Raw genomic sequence first — 16,095 nt, 5'->3', positions numbered from 1 at the left:
CTTGTCCCTGGTGGGCGGACCGTCAGACGGCATCGGGAGACGCTGGTGGGCGGGCACCCGTCGAGGTGCCCGCCCGCCGTCGCGCTGACTACTTCTTGGACTTGTCGTACGCCGTCTGCAGGCTGCTCAGGTAGTCCTTCAGCCCGAGGCCGTCGAAGCCCTTCACGTACGCGTTCCAGTCCGTGTCGATGTTCTTCGAGCCCGTGATGAAGGCGAGAGCGTTCTGGGTCACGTAGTTGTCGATGTTGGTCTGCTGTGTCGCGATCTGGGTCGCCTTGGCCGGGTCGGGCCACACCCGCCAGGTGGGGTAGACCTGGCTCGTGTCCTCGTGCCCCTTGTACAGCTGGGTCGCATCGAACAGGCGACGCTCGTAGCCCGAGGTGTCGTAGATGTCCGTCGGCACGGCCTGCGATCCGCGGAACGCCGCGTTCTGGTTGTAGGTCGACAGGGCGCCCCACTGCACGGCGTTCGCCGCATCCTGGGACAGCTGCAGGTTGGTGAACGCCGGCTTCTCCGACGGGTCGAGCGCCTTGTCGCTCGCGGCGGCCTTCGCCCAGCCCTTCCCCTCCGGACCGAAGTTGCCGTCGAGCTGGCCCTTCTCGGTGAACAGGTAGTTCACCAGCTTGATGGCGGCGACCTGGTCGTTCTTCGAGGCCTTGTTGGTCAGCAGGAACGTCGCACCGGGCGTGCTGCCGAAGGCGTATGTCGCGTAGTCTGCGCCGTCCGGCCCGGTCAGCGGCGGCACGGCGTCGTACTGCTTGTCCCTGCCGTCCTTCGCACCCGGGCTCACGAAGATGTAGGGGTGAAGGGCGCTGGCGCTGCCCAGCACGACCGGCCCGGCGTTGTTTCCCTCCTGGGCGAGCGCTGCGGGGTTCTGCGTGAACGCCCCCTTGTCGATGAGACCGGCCTGCCACAGCGACCTGATGTACTTCAGGCCATCGCGCCATCCGTCCTTGTTGGCCTGGATGTCGACCTTGCCCTTGTTGAGCACCGTGGTGGACTGGATTCCCTTGTCCGGGTTCTGCGGGTCGTAGATGAACGCGTTCATGAAGTACGGGATCAGCGTGTCGTGCGAGTCGCCGCTGAGCGGGATCTCGTCCTTCGCGCCGTTGCCGTTCGGATCGCCGTCCTTGAACGCTTCGAGGACCTTCTTCATGTCCTCCGTGGTCTTCGGCATCGAGAGGTTCAGCTTCTTCAGCCAGTCGGTGTTGATCCAGAGCTTCGACGGGTACTGGATGTGCTGCGTCTCGGCCAGCTGCGGCAGGCCGTAGATCTTGCCGTCGGGAGACGTCGCCATCGCCTTGTAGTCCGCGTTGCTGTCCAGCACCTTCTGGATGTCGGGCGCGTACTGCTTGATGAGGTCGTTGAGCGGCAGGGCGACACCCTGCTGGGCGAGCTTCTCGACGTCGACCTGGTTGAACTGGTCCACCCACGGGATGAGGAGGAAGGCGTCGGGGTAGTCGCCGCTCGCCATCAGGATCTGCCGCTTCTCCGGGGCGACCGACGAGTCCTGAGTGGTGGTCTGCCAGGTGAAGTCGATGTTGAACTTCTTCGCGACCTCCTTGGTGAAGGCGTTCGTGGCGAGATCCTGCCCCGTGCCTTGCTGCGCGAAGACGCTCAGGTGCGCCGTCCCGCCGATCTTGTCGTCGCCGGCGGACGCCGAGGTGGGGGTGCAGCCCGCGAGTGCGAGCAGTGCGACGCCGCTGGCAGCGGCCGTGAGTGCTACCGAGAGTCTGCGCCGGCCGGCGCGAGTGCCTGTGGTGGACATCATGGTTCGTTCCTCCTTTGGAACCTGAATTGCGTGACGGGACGTGCGGTGTTGCGGTGGGGAGAGAGCGGGGCGGCGGATCGGCCTGGTCAGCCCTTGACCGAGCCGATGAGCACCCCTTTGTTGAAGTAGCGGGCGACGAACGGGTAGATGATCAGCACCGGAACGCTGGTGATGACGATGAGCGCGTACTTGAGCAGGTTGACCAGATCCTGGTTCTGCGCCTGGGCGGCGAGGTCGTTCGTCCCCCCGTTCGTGGCGTTGAGCACCAGGATGTTGCGCAGCACGAGCTGGAGCGGGAACAGGTCGGAGCTCTTGAGGTAGAGCAGGGCGTCGAAGTAGCCGTTCCACTGCCCGATGGCGTACATGAGGGCGATGACCGCGATCAGCGGCTTGGAGAGTGGAAGCACCATCGTCCAGAGGAAGCGCCACTCGCTCGCGCCGTCGAGTTCGGCCGCTTCGACCAGCTCCTCGGGGATCGCCGAGCGGAAGAACGTCCGCGCGATGATCACCTGCCAGACGGCGACGGCCTGCGGGAGCAGCAGCGCCCAGCGGGTGTCGAGCAGCCCGAGGTTCTGCACCACCATGTACGTCGGGATCAGGCCGCCGCTGAACAGCATGGTGAACAGCAGGATGGACATGATCACGTTGCGGCCCATGAAGGTGGGGCGGGAGAGCGGCCAGGCGATGCAGACGGTCAGCGTCGTGCTGATCAGGGTGCCCGCGACCATATAGAAGAGGGAGTTCGCGTAGCCCAGCAGCACCTGCGGGTCTGCGAGCACGGTCTGGTAGCCCTTCAGCGTGAAGTCCACCGGCCAGAGGAACACCTGGCCTGCGGTGACCGCGTGCGGCGAGGAGAACGAGCTGGCGAGGATGAACAGCAGCGGGAGCACCACGACCAGCGCCGCCAGGATCAGGCCGAGGTAGATCACCACGAGCAGAGCGCGGTCGGAGGCCGACTCCCTGATGCGGCGCGGCTTCGGGATGCGCGTCGTGCCTGCCGGCTTCCGGCGTTCTGTCACACGGTCGATGGTCACCACAGTCCACTCCCACTCACTCGACGTGCCACCCAGTTGACGACAAGGAGCAGCACGAGGTTGACGACCGAGTTGAAGAGGCCGACGGCGGTCGCCGTACCGAAGTCGGCGTTGAGGATGCCCAGCTTGTACACGTAGGTCGCGATGATCTCGGACTGGCCGAGGTTCAGCGGGTTCTGCAGGAGGAAGGCCTTCTCGAACCCGATCGACATGATGTTGCCGACGCTCAGGATCAGCACGATCATCGCGGTCGGCATGATGCCGGGGATGTCCACGTGCCAGATCTTCCGGAGCCTGGATGCGCCATCCACCTTGGCCGCCTCGTAGAGCGACGGGTCGATCCCCGACAGCGCCGCCATGTAGATGACCGCGGAGTAGCCGGCCGTCTGCCAGACGTCCGACCACACGTACACGTGCCGGAAGTAGTCGGGGTCGCCGAGGAAGTCGGGCGACGGAATGCCGAAGAATCCGAAGACCTCGCTCAGGATCCCGAGCCTCGGCGCCATTATCAGGATCATCATGGAGACCACGACGACCGTCGAGATGAAGTACGGGGCGTATGTGACCAGCTGCACGGTCTTCTGGAACCAGCGGTGCCGCACCTCGTTGAGCGCGAGCGCCAGGATGATCGGGATGGGGAAGCTCGCCAGCACCGCGTAGCCGGAGAGGGCGAGGGTGTTCGTGAGCAGCGTGGGGAACTGCGGGTTCTGCAGCATGAGCTGGAAGTTCGTCCAGCCGACCCACGGGCTTCCCCAGACCCCGAGCACGGGGCTGTAGTTCTTGAAGGCGATGATCGCGTTGGAGATCGGCACGTACTTGAAGATGATGAAGTACGCGAGGGGAAGCACCGTCAGCAGGTAGAGCTGCCAGTGCCTCCGCAGGGAGATCCGCCAGCGCTGCCCGAGGGTTCTGCGTCGGGATGCCACTCTCCGGGGCGGCGTCGCCGGCGACGGCGGCTTCTGAGCCGTCGAGGCGGGCCGCACACTCGTCGCGGGCGGGGCGGCCGTCACGAGAGGCGCCTCTCCTGCTCGCGATGCCGGCGATGTTCGGCGGCGCACGCCCGGGGGTTTCTCACCTTCGTCATCGAAGACTCCAATAGGTCTGTTGTGCCTGCCGACGGGTCGGCCGGCTCGGATCCGTGTACAGCAAAACCTATTTTTTTGCCGATGTCAATAATCTATTCCGGATGCTGGCCGCACGGGCCGGACGCTGGCCGGTTCGGCGCATCCTGGGCGGCATGGATGTCCATCGATTAACACACGGCGGCAACAAAATCGTTCAGGTGCGTTAGCCTCGGTGTGTGCCAGACAACATCGTCATGCCCTCCAGCGTCGGCCGCCGGCCGTCTCTCGGCACGGCGAAGTCCGCCGAGATCTTCACCAGGATCATCACGCACGGGCCGGTCAGCCGGCTCGACATCGGTCGGCTCACCGGACTCTCGCAAGCCAAGGTGACCAAGACGGTCAGCCCGCTCATCGAGAGTGGCTACGTGACCGTCGGCGAACACGCCGAGCACTCGTTCCCCGGCCGGCCGGTGCGCCCGCTGAGCGTGGTCCCGCGCTCCATGATCGCCATCGGCGTCAAGGTCAACGCCGGGGAGATCTTCGCCGTGACGGTCAACCTCGGCAACGACGTGGTCGGCTCGACGCGCCGACGGCTGAAGAGCCACGACCCGGAGACGGCCATCGCGGCGATCGTGAGCTCGGTGTCGTCCCTCATCGAGCAGCTCGGCAGCGACGCCGAGCATCTCAGCGGGGTCGGCGTCTCGGTCTCCGGCGACATCGACACCGAGACGGGGACGGTCAGGCACTCACCCCTGCTGAACTGGAATCACGTCCCCCTCGGCACCGAACTCGCGTCCAGGCTCGGGCTCCCCGTCACCGTGGAGAACGACGTGCGTGCCCTCGCGAAGGCGGAGCACTGGTTCGGCGTCGGCAGGGATGCGAACTCGTTCGCGATCGTCACGATCGGCGCCGGCATCGGATGCGGGATCTACGTGAACGGCGACGTCGTGGTCGGCTCGCACGGCGTCGCGGGCGAGATCGGACACCTTCCCCTCGCATCGTCGGATGCCCTCTGCGTGTGCGGCCGGCGAGGGTGCGTCGAAGCGGTCGCGTCCTCCAACGCCATCCGGGACGCCGTGCGCCGCGCGCGCAACGAGCCGGAGCTGACCCTGGACGACGCGATCCGCCTCGCCCACGAGGGCGACCCCAGCGCGGTGGACGCCTTCGAGCGGGCCGGGACGGCGATCGGCGCCGCCCTCGCGGCCACCGTGAACCTCTTCGGGCCGGAGGTCGTCGTGATCGCCGGAGAAGGGGTCATGGACTACGACCTCTACGAGCGTCGCTTCCGCGAAGAGTTCCTCGCGCACGCGTTCGGCGCCGCGGCCAACTGCCGCCTGGTCGTGCAGCGCCACACCTTCACCGACTGGGCGCGCGGGGCAGCCGTCGCCGCCCTGCGCGAAGCGATCACGGTCTCCGCCGGGCCCGCTGTCGACTGAGGCGGCCGCTGTGTGAAGATTGAGGTCACACAGTGGGAGGGCGCATGGCGGCGACGATCCGGGATGTGGCGCGCGTGGCAGGCGTCACGCCGAGCACCGTCTCCTACGCGCTGTCCGGCAAGCGCGCCATCTCCGAGGAGACGCGGGAGCGCATCCAGCGGGCGATCGTCGAGCTCGACTTCACCCCGAACGCCGGGGCCCGGGCGCTCGCCCTCTCGCAGACGAACGTGCTCGGGATGTTCCTGCAGTTCCAGGAGGACGAGTTCGCCCCGGCGATGCTGCAGTACGTGCTCCCGGTCTCGACCACGGCGCGCACGCACGGGTTCGATCTGCTGATGGTCACCGACCCCGACGTGGATGCGGCGATCAGGCGCACCACGTCGTCGGCGATGGTCGACGGCGTCGTGCTGCTCGACGTCACGTACGACGACCCCCGGCTGGACCCGCTCCGGCAGACCAGGCAGCCGGCCGCCCTGATCGGCTACGCGAAGAACGCGGACGGGTTCGACGCGGTCGACCTCGACTTCGGGGAGGCTGCGCGCAGCGCCGTCGACCATCTCGCCGCCCTCGGGCACCGCGCGATCCTGCTCGTCACGCCGCCGAGACACGTGTTCGAGCGCGGAGGGTCGTATGCCTGGCGGTTCCGGGATGCGGCGGCCGAACGGGCAGCCCGCCACGGCATCCAGCTGCACATCCTCGAGGGCGAGTCCAGGCAGCCCGCCCTCAGCGAGGCGATGCACGCGGCGCTGGACACGTACACCGACGCGACGGCCCTCATCGTCCACAACGACGCCACGATCGCGGCGCTCCCGTCGCTGCTGCACGCCCGCGGCCTCACGGTGCCGGACGACCTCTCGGTGGTCGGGATGTTCTCCGCGGAGTTCGGCACGGCCTTCTCGCTGCCGTATACCGCCGTGGACACCCGGCCGGAGGCGCTGGGCGAGTGGGCAGTGACCCGGCTGATCGAGCGCATCGCCGACCCTGACCGGGCGGAGAAGCCGCAGGTGCGGCTGATCGAGCCGGGATTCGTCGACCGTGGGAGCACGCGCGCGCTGTCCTGACGCGCCTCCCGGGCCTGGGCCGTTGCGAGTCGAACCGGTTCACCAGGCGCGGTGAGCAGCCCGGAATCGGGCCGCTCTGCCCTCGATCCACGCCTCCGAGGGGCGCTGGACACCTCTTTTTCGCAGAATCGAAGCGGTTCGACTTGTGCGCTTTGTCGTTCTGAGTTATCTTCGTCGAAGCGGTTCGACACATCCCGAAACGAACCCACTTCTCGATGAAGCGAAGGAGGCGAACGATGGCTGTCACGATCACCGACGTGGCCAGGGCCGCCGGGGTCTCCACGAGCACCGTCTCCTACGCGCTGTCCGGCAAGCGCTCGATCTCGCCGAAGACCAGGCAGCGCATCGACGACGCCATCAACGCCCTCGGTTTCATCGTCAACGCCGGTGCACGCGCCCTCGCCACCTCTCAGACGATGGTCATCGGCCTGCTCACCCAGTTCCACGCCGACGAGTTCGCCCCGGCGATGCTGGAGTACATCCTCCCCGTCTCCGACACCGCCAGAGAGCTGGGCTACGACATCCTGCTGGTCACCGAGATGGACAGCGTCGCCGCCCTGCGCCGGGTCACCAGCTCCGGGATGGTGGACGGCGTCGTGCTCCTCGACGTCGTCCACGACGACCCGCGGCTCCAGACGCTCCGCGAGGCGAGCCAGCCCGGCGCGCTGGTCGGACTCCCGAAGCGCACCGAAGGGCTCGACGTCTTCGACCTGGACTTCGGCGAGTCGGCCAGGATGCTGGTCGACCACCTGCACGCGCGCGGCCACCGCGAGATCATCGTCGTCTCCCCTCCCACCCACGTCTTCGAGCGCGGCGGCGCATACGGCTGGCGATTCCGGGACGCCGCCCAGGAGCGCGCCGCCCGATACGGGCTGCAGATGCACTCGTACTACGGCGAGGCCAGGCAGCCGGAGATCGGCCGGAGCATCAACGCGATCCTGGATGCGCGTCCCTCGGCCACCGCGATGATCGTCCACAACGACGCCACGATCGCCGCGCTCCCGTCCGTGCTCACCGCACGCGGCGTCAGCGTCCCGGACGACCTCTCGGTCGTCAGCCTGTACGCACAAGACTTCGGAAGGGCGTTCTCGCTGCCGTACACGGCGGTCGAGAGCTCCCCCGATCAGCTGGGCCGTTCAGCGGTCCGGCAGCTCGTCCGGCGGATCACCTCCCCCGATCTCGCCGGACCGGCGGTGACGAGATTCGTCGCGCCGGAGATCACCGACCGTGGGAGCACCCGATGACGGTCTCGCGCAGCCCGGTCGGCCACCCGCAATGCATGATTCAAGGAGGAATACTGTGATCACCAAGAAGACCAGCCGGCTCGTCGGCGCTGCGGTCGTCGCCGCCGCGATCGTCGCGGGCGTTGCCGCCTGCTCCGGCTCGGGCTCCGGCTCGAGCAGCAGCGCCGGAGGGACGTACACGTTCTGGGACCCGTACCCGCAGTTCGACGCTTCGGCCGACTGGACCAAGCTCGTCGAGCAGTGCGGCACCGACGCCGGAGTGACGATCAAGCGCACCGGATACGACACCAGCGACCTCACCAACAAGGCGCTGCTCGCCGGCCAGCAGGGCAACTCCCCCGACCTGCTGCTCGTCGACAACCCCGTCGTCTCGACCCTGGCCGACGCCGGCATCCTCACCGACACCGGCGAGAACAAGCTGGACACGTCCGACATCCAGAAGAACATCCTTGCCGCGGGCGTCGTGGACGGGAAGACGTACGGCGTGCCGATCGGCGCGAACACCCTCGCCCTCTACTACAACAAGGCGGTGCTGAAGACCGCGGGGGTCGACATCAGCACCGTCAAGGACTGGAACAGCCTCACCGACGCTCTCGCGAAGGTCACGGCCGCCGGCAAGAAGGGCATCACCTTCTCGGCCATCGGCACGGAGGAGGGCAGCTTCCAGTTCCTGCCGTGGTTCTGGGGTTCCGGCGCCGACCTGAAGAAGCTCGACTCCGACAAGGCCGTCCAGGCCCTCACGCTCTGGACGGACTGGGTCAAGAAGGGCTACGCGCCCAACTCGGTCATCAACAACACGCAGACCACCAGCTGGCAGGAGTTCGCCACCGGTGACTTCGCGTTCGGCGAGAACGGCACCTGGCAGCTGGGCAACGTGAAGAAGGCCGGTATCGACTACGGCATCCTCACGGTTCCCGGCATCGACGGAGGCGCGGCGGCCGCACCGACCGGCGGCGAGTTCATGACGCTCCCCGTCCAGAAGGACACCGCCCGCTACGCCACCTCCAAGAAGATCGCGGACTGCCTGACGAGCACGAAGAACTTCGTCAAGACGGACACGACCCTCTCCTACATCGCTCCGACCTCGGCAGCGCAGAAGGAGCAGGTCGCGGCCAACCCGGAACTGCAGCCGTGGGTCGACGCGGTCGCGGCCGCCAAGGGCCGCACCAGCGACAACCTCGGCACCAAGTACCCGAAGATCTCCCAGCAGCTCTGGGGTGCGGTGCAGAACGCGCTGAGCGGCGCCCAGACTCCGGAGGCCGCACTCAAGGCAGCCCAGTCCGCCGCAGCGGCAGCCACCAAGTAATCCGAACCGAAACGCACCTGAGGTACAACCGATGACAACCACCCAGACAGTGCCGCCCGGTTCTGTCGGAGACCACGGTGGGGTGGCGCACGTCGCCACCCCACCCCGGTCTCGACGGCGCTCCCGGCGCTCCACGCAGTGGGCCGCCTGGGCGTTCCTCGCCCCGGTAGTGATCTACCTGGCGGTGTTCTACGCCTACCCCCTCTACCGCAACATCGAGCTCAGCGTCCGCGACTACACCGTCCGGTCCTTCGTCCAGGGCGGCGCTCCGTTCGTCGGGTTCGACAACTACGTCAAGGTGTTCCAGGATCCGACCTTCGGGCCGGCCTTCCTGCACACCGCCCTCTTCACCATCGTCTCGATCGTCTTCCAGTTCACGATCGGGATGGCGCTGGCCGTGTTCTTCTACCAGAACTTCCGGCTGTCGGCCACGCTGCGCGCCCTGTTCCTGGTGCCGTGGCTGCTCCCGCTGATCGTCTCGGCCTCCACCTGGTCCTGGATGCTCAACAGCGACTCCGGGGTGGTGAACGCCACCCTCAACGCCTTCGGGCTCTCCGGGGTCAACTGGCTGACGTCGCCGGACTGGGCACTCACCAGCGTGATCATCGCGAACATCTGGATCGGCATCCCGTTCAACCTGGTGATCATCTACTCGGGCCTGCAGAACATCCCGACCGACCTCTACGAGGCCGCATCCCTCGACGGCGCGAACGGGTGGCAGAAGTTCTGGCGGGTCACCTTCCCGCTGCTGAAGCCGGTCTCGGCCATCACGATCCTGCTCGGCCTGATCTACACCCTCAAGGTGTTCGACATCATCTGGATCATGACCCGCGGTGGGCCGGGCACGTCGTCGACGACGTTCGCGACCTGGTCGTACCAGCTGGGCTTCGCATCCACGCTGCCCGACTTCAGCCCGGCGGCGGCCGTCGGCAACGTCCTGATCGTCATCGCCCTGATCTTCGGGCTCATCTACATCCGCACGCAGCGAAAGCAGGACGCCGCATGAACGGGAAGCGACCGTGGTGGAAGACGATCGTCGGGGTCGTGCTGACCCTGATCATGCTCTTCCCCGTCTACTGGATGATCAACGTCTCGCTCACGCCCACCACCGAGATGCGGAAGAGCCCGCCGAACCTGTTCCCGATCCACGCGACGTTCGAGGGCTACCAGGCGGTGATCAGCCAGCAGCTCCCCTACCTCGGCACGAGCCTGCTCGTCGGCCTCGGCACGGTGATCCTGACCGTAGCCATCTCGGCGCCCGCGGCGTACTCGCTGGCGAAGCTGCGTCCGCGAGGCCGCGGAGTGCTCAACTTCGTGCTGCTGATCGCGCAGATGATCCCCGGCATCATCATGGCGATGGGCTTCTACGCGATCTACCTCAACCTCGGGATCCTCAACACGCTCTGGGGGCTGATCATCGCCGACTCCACGCTCGCGGTGCCGTTCGGCGTGCTGATCTTCACCGCGTTCATGTCCGGCATCCCCGACGAGCTGATGAGCGCCGCCAAGATCGACGGCGCGGGGAGCTGGCGGACGTTCCGCTCCATCGTGCTGCCGGTGAGCCGCAACTCCGTGGTCACGGTGTCGCTGTTCGCGTTCCTGTGGGCGTGGTCGGACTTCATCTTCTCGTCGACGCTCAACAGCGGCGGCACGATGCAGACGATCACGCTCGGCATCTACAAGTACATCGGCAACAACAACCAGGAGTGGAACGCGATCATGGCGACCGCCGTCGTCGCATCCATCCCGGCCGCCGTGCTGCTCGTGATTGCCCAGAAGTACGTCGCCGCCGGTGTGACCGCCGGCGCGGTGAAGGACTGAGGCGATGACGCCCCTCGACATCGACGAGGTCCCCTTCTCGACGCGCGGCGCCTGGATCGACCTCTCCCGCATCGTCGGCCTGCACGAGCGCGCCGAGGACGTGCACCTGGTGACACACAAGACCGGGATGCACCCCATCCTGCGCCTGCTGCCCGAGGCGAAAGGCGCCCTCGTGTCTCCGCGTCTGGTCATGGCGCCGGAGGTTCTCTCCTGGGTCGCGGAGGGCGGGCGCGTCGATGCCGTCTTCGACGGGCGCAGCACCATCCGCTTCCGGGGCACCGGTCTCGGGATGCGGTTCGTCGCGTCCGGCGAGCTGACCCCGTTCACCGGCGCCTACCTCTTCCGCGATCCGCTGGACGGCGCCGTGGTGCTCACCAGCTACGAGTCCGGACGGCGGTACCGGTTCACGGTGCTCTCCGGCGAGGCGTCGGTGGTCGGCGCCGGAACGGTGGGTGCGGCAGAGCGGTCGGTCACGCTCGATTCCGGCGTGGCGTGGGAGCTGGCGGTCGAGGAACTGGACACGGCGGCTGCCGCCTACGACGGCGCAACCGACTTCGACGAGATCGTCGCCAGGCAGGCCCGTGAGTTCGAGGACTACGCGAGCCGTTTGGCCGGGGACGCCGGGAGCGCCCGCGGCGAACTCGACGCCGCCGTCCGCAAGGCCGCGTACGTGATGTGGTCCGCCACCGTCGCGCCATCCGGGTTCGTCGGGCGGGAAGCCGTCCTGATGTCCAAGCACTGGATGGACAAGGTCTGGAGCTGGGACCACTGCTTCAACGCCATCGCGCTCGCGGAGGCCGACCCGGATGCTGCGCTCGCCCAGTTCCTCCTCCCCTTCGACCACCAGGATGCGTCAGGCGCGCTGCCGGACTCGCTGACCCACTCGGAGGTGCTCTACAACTTCGTCAAGCCGCCGATCCACGGCTGGGCGTTCGGCCAGCTGCGCGCGCGGTCGTCCCGGCCGTTCACCGCGGCGGAACTGCACGAGGTGTACCGGCGGCTGGCCGCCTGGACGCGCTTCTGGCTGGACTTCCGCCGCCCCCCCGCGCATCCACTGCCCTACTACCAGCACGGGAACGACAGCGGCTGGGACAACTCCACGACGTTCGACCGGTCGCGGGTGATCGTCTCGCCCGACCTCTCCGCCTTCCTGCTCCTGCAGCTGCACGAACTCCAGGAGCTTGCGGCGATGCTGGGGCTGAGCGCACCCGAGTGGAAGGCGGAGGCGGCGACGATCGAGGCCGCCCTGTTCGACCGGCTCTGGACCGGAGACGGCTTCCTCGCCCTGGATGCGCTGAGCGGCGAACCGGCATCGGCGACCAGCCTGCTCAACGCGCTCCCCATCGTGCTCGGCGAACGCCTTCCCGCGGAGGTCGCCTCCACCCTGGCCGGGACGATCGCGGCGCACCTCACCGAGTGGGGCCCGGCCACCGAACCCGTCACGTCGCCGCTCTACGAGAGCGACGGATACTGGCGAGGGCCGATCTGGGCGCCGTCCACCTTCCTCATCGAGGACGGTCTGCGGCGCGCGGGCCACACCGACCTCGCCGACCAGGTGAGCCTCCGGTTCCGCGCGGCCTGCGAACGGTCGGGCTTCGCCGAGAACTTCGACGCCGTGACCGGCGCCGGTCTGCGCGACCGCGCATACACCTGGACGGCCAGCTGCTTCCTCACCCTCACGCTCGACGCGGCCCGCCGCACCCACTCTCTAGGAGAACGATGACCGACACTCTCGACGCGACCAGGACCGGCGGTCCGGTCAGCCCGTCCCGGTCGGCTCTCCGGCCGCTCGGTCAGGACGAGGTGCGCTTCGTCGGCGGATTCTGGGCGGAGAAGCAGGAGCTGAACGCCTCGGCCGTCATCGACCACTGCCTCACCTGGATGGAGCGCATCGGCTGGATCGGGAACTTCGACAGGGCGGCGGACGGTACCGTCGCCGAGCACCACGACGGCATCGAGTTCGTGGACTCCGAGGTCTACAAGCTGCTCGAGGCGATGGCGTGGGAGCTCGGCCGCGCCCCGGATCCCGCACTGGCGGAGACGTACCGCTCGCTGGTGGAACGCGTCGCGGCGGCGCAGGAGCCGGACGGCTACCTCCACACCTCGTTCGGTAGGGAGGGGCAGCGCCCGCGGTTCTCCGATCTGGAGTGGGGGCACGAGCTGTACTGCTTCGGCCACCTGTTCCAGGCGGCCGTCGCCCGCGTGCGCACTGGGCACGACGACCTGATCGTGGACGTCGCCCGCCGCCTCGCCGACCACGTCTACCGGGAGTTCGGGCCAGATGGCCGGGATGCGATCTGCGGGCATCCGGAGATCGAGCCCGCTCTCGCCGAACTCGGCAGGGCGCTCTCCGAACCGCGGTATCTCGACCTCGCCCGCATCTTCATCGAGCGCAGGGGCCGTAGGCGTCTGAAGACCACGCTCTTCCAGTCGAGCGAGTACTTCCTCGACGACGTTCCGGTGCGGGACGCCGACACCCTGCGCGGTCACGCTGTGCGCGCGGAGTACCTCGCGGCCGGGGCGGTGGATGTGGCGGTCGAGTTCGGCGATGACGCGCTGCTCGCCGCCGTGAAGCGGCAGTGGGCGCACACGGTGGCGACCAGGACCTACCTCACCGGAGGCGTCGGCTCGCACCACCAGAACGAGGAGTTCGGCAGCGACTTCGAGCTGCCGCCGGATCGGGCGTACGCGGAGACCTGCGCCGCGATCGGGTCGGTCATGCTCAGCTGGCGGCTGCTCCTGCAGAGCGGGGACGCGGCGTACGCGGACGTCATCGAGCGCACCCTGCTCAACGCTGTGCTGGTCTCCCCACGGGAGGACGGACGGGCGTTCTACTACGCGAACACGCTGCATCAGCGCGAGCTCGGGTCCGTTCCTGCGGAGGACCAGCTCAGCGAGCGCGCGGAGGCGAGCCTGCGCGCGCCGTGGTTCGAGGTCTCGTGCTGCCCGACGAACGTGGCCCGAACGCTGGCGAGCGTCGCGTCGTACGTGGCGACGGCGTCGGCGGACGGCGTGCAGCTCCACCAGTTCGGCGACATCGACATCGAGACGTCCGTCGCCGGGTCGCCCGTGCGCATCCAGGTGCGCGCACCCGGCTACCCGTTCGACGGCCGAGTCTCCGTGACCGTGGACGCTGCCGAGGAGATCGAGCTGAGCGTGCGGATCCCGTCGTGGGCGTCCGGCAGCGACGTCTCGCTGGGAGGCGAGCCGGTGCTGCCGAAGGACGGCTACGTGCGGGTGCGCCGGGTCTTCGATCCGGAAGTGCCGCTGCTCCTCGACCTGCCCATGACGCCGCGCCTCACCTACCCTGACCCGCGGATCGACGCGCTGCGCGGCACGGCGGCCGTCGAGCGCGGCCCGCTCGTGCTCTGCGTCGAGTCGACCGACCTCCCGGACGGCGACCACGTGGATGCGGTGCGCCTCCGCTCCGACACCCCGCCCATCGCGACGCCCGACGGGGCGGCGGCTCCCGTCGACCTCGTCTCCTCCGCCTCCGGCGGCTGGCCGTACGGGACCGCGCCGCACGCGGACCCGCGCACGGCAGTCGTGGTCGAACTGCGCCCCTACTTCCAGTGGGCCAACCGTGGCCCGAGCACCATGCGGGTGTTCATCCCCCTCGCGGGCGCCTAGCTCCTGGCCGCCACCGAAGTCATCGGCGGTGGCGGCCAGGTTCCTCTTCGGAGCTACGCGTCCGAGCGACCCTGCGCATCCCCGTCCCCGCTGGCACCGAGGAGACCGCGGGCCTGCTCGGCGGCGCGGGCGATGCTGTCGCCGACGAAGTCCATGAAGCGCGCCATGTTCTCGAGCCGGGTTCCGGCGGGCGTGGCTGCGCCGAGAAGCCGAACGCCCTCTCTCGCGGTCTCGGCGATCTGCGCGTTGGAGCGGGCGGCGGCGATCATCGACTGGTACCAGACGTCGCCGTCGGCGATGTAGCGCTCCCTGCGGCCGTCTCCCCGCTCCCGGATGACGAGGCCCTGACCCTCCAGCAACGCAATGGCCTTGGAGATGGATGCCGGGCTCACCTCGAGACGCCTGACCAGCTCGGCCGCGGTGAGGCTCCCCGCGTCCGTCGTGTAGAGGCTGGTGAGGACGCCGGCGGCCACGCGCGGAAGTCCGGACTGCATGAACAGCGTCGTGAAGGCGTCCTCGTACTCCCGGATGGCCGGGGAGTCCCGTCCGTCGGAGCGCGGTGAGCGCTGCGCGGTCTGGCCGACGTCGGTGCCGGCGCCGCGGCGTTTGTGCGCGCGTTGCTCCGTCGCACGCTGGGCGAGGTCTGCCCGGTAGGCGGTGGGGCCGCCGTTGCGCATCACCTCGCGGGTGACGGTGGAGGTCGGCCGGTCGATGCGGCGCGCGATCTCGGCGTACGGCAGATCGTCGGCCAGTCCGAGGGCGATCTGCTGCCGCTCCTGTCTCGTAAGCCTGCCTGCCGCCATCCGGGCCTCCCTCTCATCGTCGGGGTCAGCGTAGCGTTCACCGAGGTTTCAGTGCAACGTAATTTTGCGTTACTTTCTGGACGAGTGCAACGATATAGCCCGTTTAACCAGGCTTTTTTCTTATCTATTGCAACATCACTGTTGCATGATTGATGAACGCAACGTAGCGTTTCGCACATCGGAAACATCCACCAGCACCATCTAGCCATCAGGAGTTGAGCACCATGCAGACCTTCACCACCCCCTCTCCCATCGACACCCTCGTCGACGTGCCCGCCGCGCACCTTCGCTTCGTCGCGGCGGAGCGCGCAGACACCCGCGTCGAGGTCCGCCCTGCGGATGCGGCGAAGTCCCGCGACGTGAAAGCCGCGGAGCGCACGACCGTCGCGTTCGAGAACGGCGTCCTGCGGGTAGCCACCCCGCAGGACAACGCACTGTTCGGCCCGAGCGGCGCCGTCGAGGTGACGGTGCAGCTTCCGGCAGGATCGAGCATCCGGGCGACCGGCAGCGCCGAGTTGCGCGGAGCCGGCAGCTTCGGCGAAGTCGTCGTCGACAGGTCCACCGGCCCTGTCAAGGTCGACGAAGCGGCCACCGTGCGCGTCTCGGCCCTGGACGGCGACGTCGCCATCGGCCGCCTCACCGGCCCCGGCGAGGTCGCGACCGCCCGCGGCGCCGTGCGGATCGGCGAAGCGCTGCAGGGCGCCGTGGTCGTCAGCACGCAGTTCGGCGACCTGTCGGTCGGAGTGCCGGCGGGCATCGCGGCCGGACTCGACGCCGGCACGTCGTCCGGCCGCATCACCAACACACTCACCAACGCCGCGGGCGAGCCGGTGGTGCTGATCACCGCGACCACCGCATCCGGAGACATCGACGCGCACAGCGTCTGACACGCATCCGGACGAGGCCCGAAAACACGAGGAGACGA

Annotated in this window: 14 protein-coding genes; 10 read left to right on the top strand and 4 right to left on the bottom strand. The window is 68.2% G+C overall.

Annotated elements, in window-relative coordinates; all coding sequences use genetic code 11:
- Positions 1-88: 88 nt before the first annotated feature.
- The 3 genes from AC1ROC_RS15955 to AC1ROC_RS15945 form a co-directional block, all read right to left on the bottom strand.
- Positions 89-1,771, bottom strand: coding sequence for a type 2 periplasmic-binding domain-containing protein (locus AC1ROC_RS15955; RefSeq protein ID WP_493001339.1), 1,683 nt, complete (start codon positions 1,769-1,771; stop codon positions 89-91).
- Positions 1,772-1,857: 86 nt separating this feature from the next.
- Positions 1,858-2,790: a carbohydrate ABC transporter permease gene (locus AC1ROC_RS15950; RefSeq protein ID WP_247597286.1), complete on the bottom strand. Its 933-nt coding sequence runs from the start codon at positions 2,788-2,790 to the stop codon at positions 1,858-1,860.
- Between the two features lie 11 nt (positions 2,791-2,801).
- A complete protein-coding gene (locus tag AC1ROC_RS15945) occupies positions 2,802-3,815 on the bottom strand; it encodes an ABC transporter permease (protein WP_493001337.1) in 1,014 nt (337 codons plus the stop codon).
- Positions 3,816-3,943: 128 nt separating this feature from the next.
- Here AC1ROC_RS15945 and AC1ROC_RS15940 point away from each other — a divergent pair, with 128 nt between their 5' ends.
- The 9 genes from AC1ROC_RS15940 to AC1ROC_RS15900 all read left to right on the top strand — a co-directional run bounded on the left by AC1ROC_RS15940 (position 3,944) and on the right by AC1ROC_RS15900 (position 14,367).
- Positions 3,944-4,096, top strand: a complete 153-nt coding sequence (locus AC1ROC_RS15940; RefSeq protein WP_493001335.1) for a hypothetical protein — start codon at positions 3,944-3,946, stop codon at positions 4,094-4,096.
- 9 nt (positions 4,097-4,105) lie between these two features.
- Positions 4,106-5,305: an ROK family protein gene (locus tag AC1ROC_RS15935; protein ID WP_493001333.1), complete on the top strand. Its 1,200-nt coding sequence runs from the start codon at positions 4,106-4,108 to the stop codon at positions 5,303-5,305.
- Between the two features lie 44 nt (positions 5,306-5,349).
- On the top strand, positions 5,350-6,366 hold the full coding sequence (locus AC1ROC_RS15930) for a LacI family DNA-binding transcriptional regulator (RefSeq protein WP_493001331.1): 1,017 nt from the start codon (positions 5,350-5,352) through the stop codon (positions 6,364-6,366).
- Between the two features lie 215 nt (positions 6,367-6,581).
- Positions 6,582-7,610 carry a LacI family DNA-binding transcriptional regulator gene (locus tag AC1ROC_RS15925; protein WP_348770478.1) on the top strand — a complete coding sequence of 343 codons (1,029 nt, stop codon included), beginning with the start codon at positions 6,582-6,584 and terminating at the stop codon, positions 7,608-7,610.
- Positions 7,611-7,665: 55 nt separating this feature from the next.
- Positions 7,666-8,916, top strand: a complete 1,251-nt coding sequence (locus AC1ROC_RS15920; protein ID WP_085368636.1) for a sugar ABC transporter substrate-binding protein — start codon at positions 7,666-7,668, stop codon at positions 8,914-8,916.
- A gap of 31 nt (positions 8,917-8,947) precedes the next feature.
- The gene (locus AC1ROC_RS15915) at positions 8,948-9,922 is read left to right on the top strand and encodes a carbohydrate ABC transporter permease (protein WP_085368637.1); all 975 of its coding nucleotides are present in this window, start codon (positions 8,948-8,950) and stop codon (positions 9,920-9,922) included.
- The gene (locus AC1ROC_RS15910; protein WP_085368638.1) at positions 9,919-10,737 is read left to right on the top strand and encodes a carbohydrate ABC transporter permease; all 819 of its coding nucleotides are present in this window, start codon (positions 9,919-9,921) and stop codon (positions 10,735-10,737) included. The genes AC1ROC_RS15915 and AC1ROC_RS15910 overlap by 4 nt, the downstream gene beginning before the upstream one ends.
- Before the next feature lie 4 nt (positions 10,738-10,741).
- Positions 10,742-12,460 (top strand): amylo-alpha-1,6-glucosidase, encoded by a 1,719-nt coding sequence (locus AC1ROC_RS15905; protein WP_493001327.1) that lies wholly within the window; start codon positions 10,742-10,744, stop codon positions 12,458-12,460.
- On the top strand, positions 12,457-14,367 hold the full coding sequence (locus tag AC1ROC_RS15900) for a glycoside hydrolase family 127 protein (RefSeq protein WP_493001325.1): 1,911 nt from the start codon (positions 12,457-12,459) through the stop codon (positions 14,365-14,367). Before AC1ROC_RS15905 ends, AC1ROC_RS15900 begins: the two co-directional genes overlap by 4 nt.
- A gap of 53 nt (positions 14,368-14,420) precedes the next feature.
- Here AC1ROC_RS15900 and AC1ROC_RS15895 read toward each other — a convergent pair whose 3' ends face one another.
- The gene (locus tag AC1ROC_RS15895; RefSeq protein WP_493001323.1) at positions 14,421-15,170 is read right to left on the bottom strand and encodes a GbsR/MarR family transcriptional regulator; all 750 of its coding nucleotides are present in this window, start codon (positions 15,168-15,170) and stop codon (positions 14,421-14,423) included.
- A 224-nt stretch (positions 15,171-15,394) separates the two neighbouring features.
- On the opposite strand from AC1ROC_RS15895, the gene AC1ROC_RS15890 reads away from it, so the two are divergent.
- Complete coding sequence (locus tag AC1ROC_RS15890) at positions 15,395-16,057, top strand: DUF4097 family beta strand repeat-containing protein (RefSeq protein WP_493001512.1); 663 nt, start codon at positions 15,395-15,397, stop codon at positions 16,055-16,057.
- Positions 16,058-16,095: the final 38 nt, after the last annotated feature.

Source organism: Leifsonia sp. GW821-FHT13C05 (genome assembly GCF_058806515.1).
The sequence above is the reverse complement of the archived record's forward strand: the minus strand, read 5'-3'. Positions and strand labels throughout refer to the sequence as shown.

What these genes read in the sequence shown, in the direction of transcription:
- AC1ROC_RS15955 (WP_493001339.1), bottom strand. Translation starts at nt 1,771, where the DNA reads ATGATGTCCACCACAGGCACTCGCGCCGGCCGGCGCAGACTCTCGGTA.
- AC1ROC_RS15930 (WP_493001331.1), top strand. Translation starts at nt 5,350, where the DNA reads ATGGCGGCGACGATCCGGGATGTGGCGCGCGTGGCAGGCGTCACGCCG.
- AC1ROC_RS15925 (WP_348770478.1), top strand. Translation starts at nt 6,582, where the DNA reads ATGAAGCGAAGGAGGCGAACGATGGCTGTCACGATCACCGACGTGGCC.
- AC1ROC_RS15915 (WP_085368637.1), top strand. Translation starts at nt 8,948, where the DNA reads ATGACAACCACCCAGACAGTGCCGCCCGGTTCTGTCGGAGACCACGGT.
- AC1ROC_RS15910 (WP_085368638.1), top strand. Translation starts at nt 9,919, where the DNA reads ATGAACGGGAAGCGACCGTGGTGGAAGACGATCGTCGGGGTCGTGCTG.
- AC1ROC_RS15905 (WP_493001327.1), top strand. Translation starts at nt 10,742, where the DNA reads ATGACGCCCCTCGACATCGACGAGGTCCCCTTCTCGACGCGCGGCGCC.
- AC1ROC_RS15900 (WP_493001325.1), top strand. Translation starts at nt 12,457, where the DNA reads ATGACCGACACTCTCGACGCGACCAGGACCGGCGGTCCGGTCAGCCCG.
- AC1ROC_RS15895 (WP_493001323.1), bottom strand. Translation starts at nt 15,170, where the DNA reads ATGGCGGCAGGCAGGCTTACGAGACAGGAGCGGCAGCAGATCGCCCTC.
- AC1ROC_RS15890 (WP_493001512.1), top strand. Translation starts at nt 15,395, where the DNA reads ATGCAGACCTTCACCACCCCCTCTCCCATCGACACCCTCGTCGACGTG.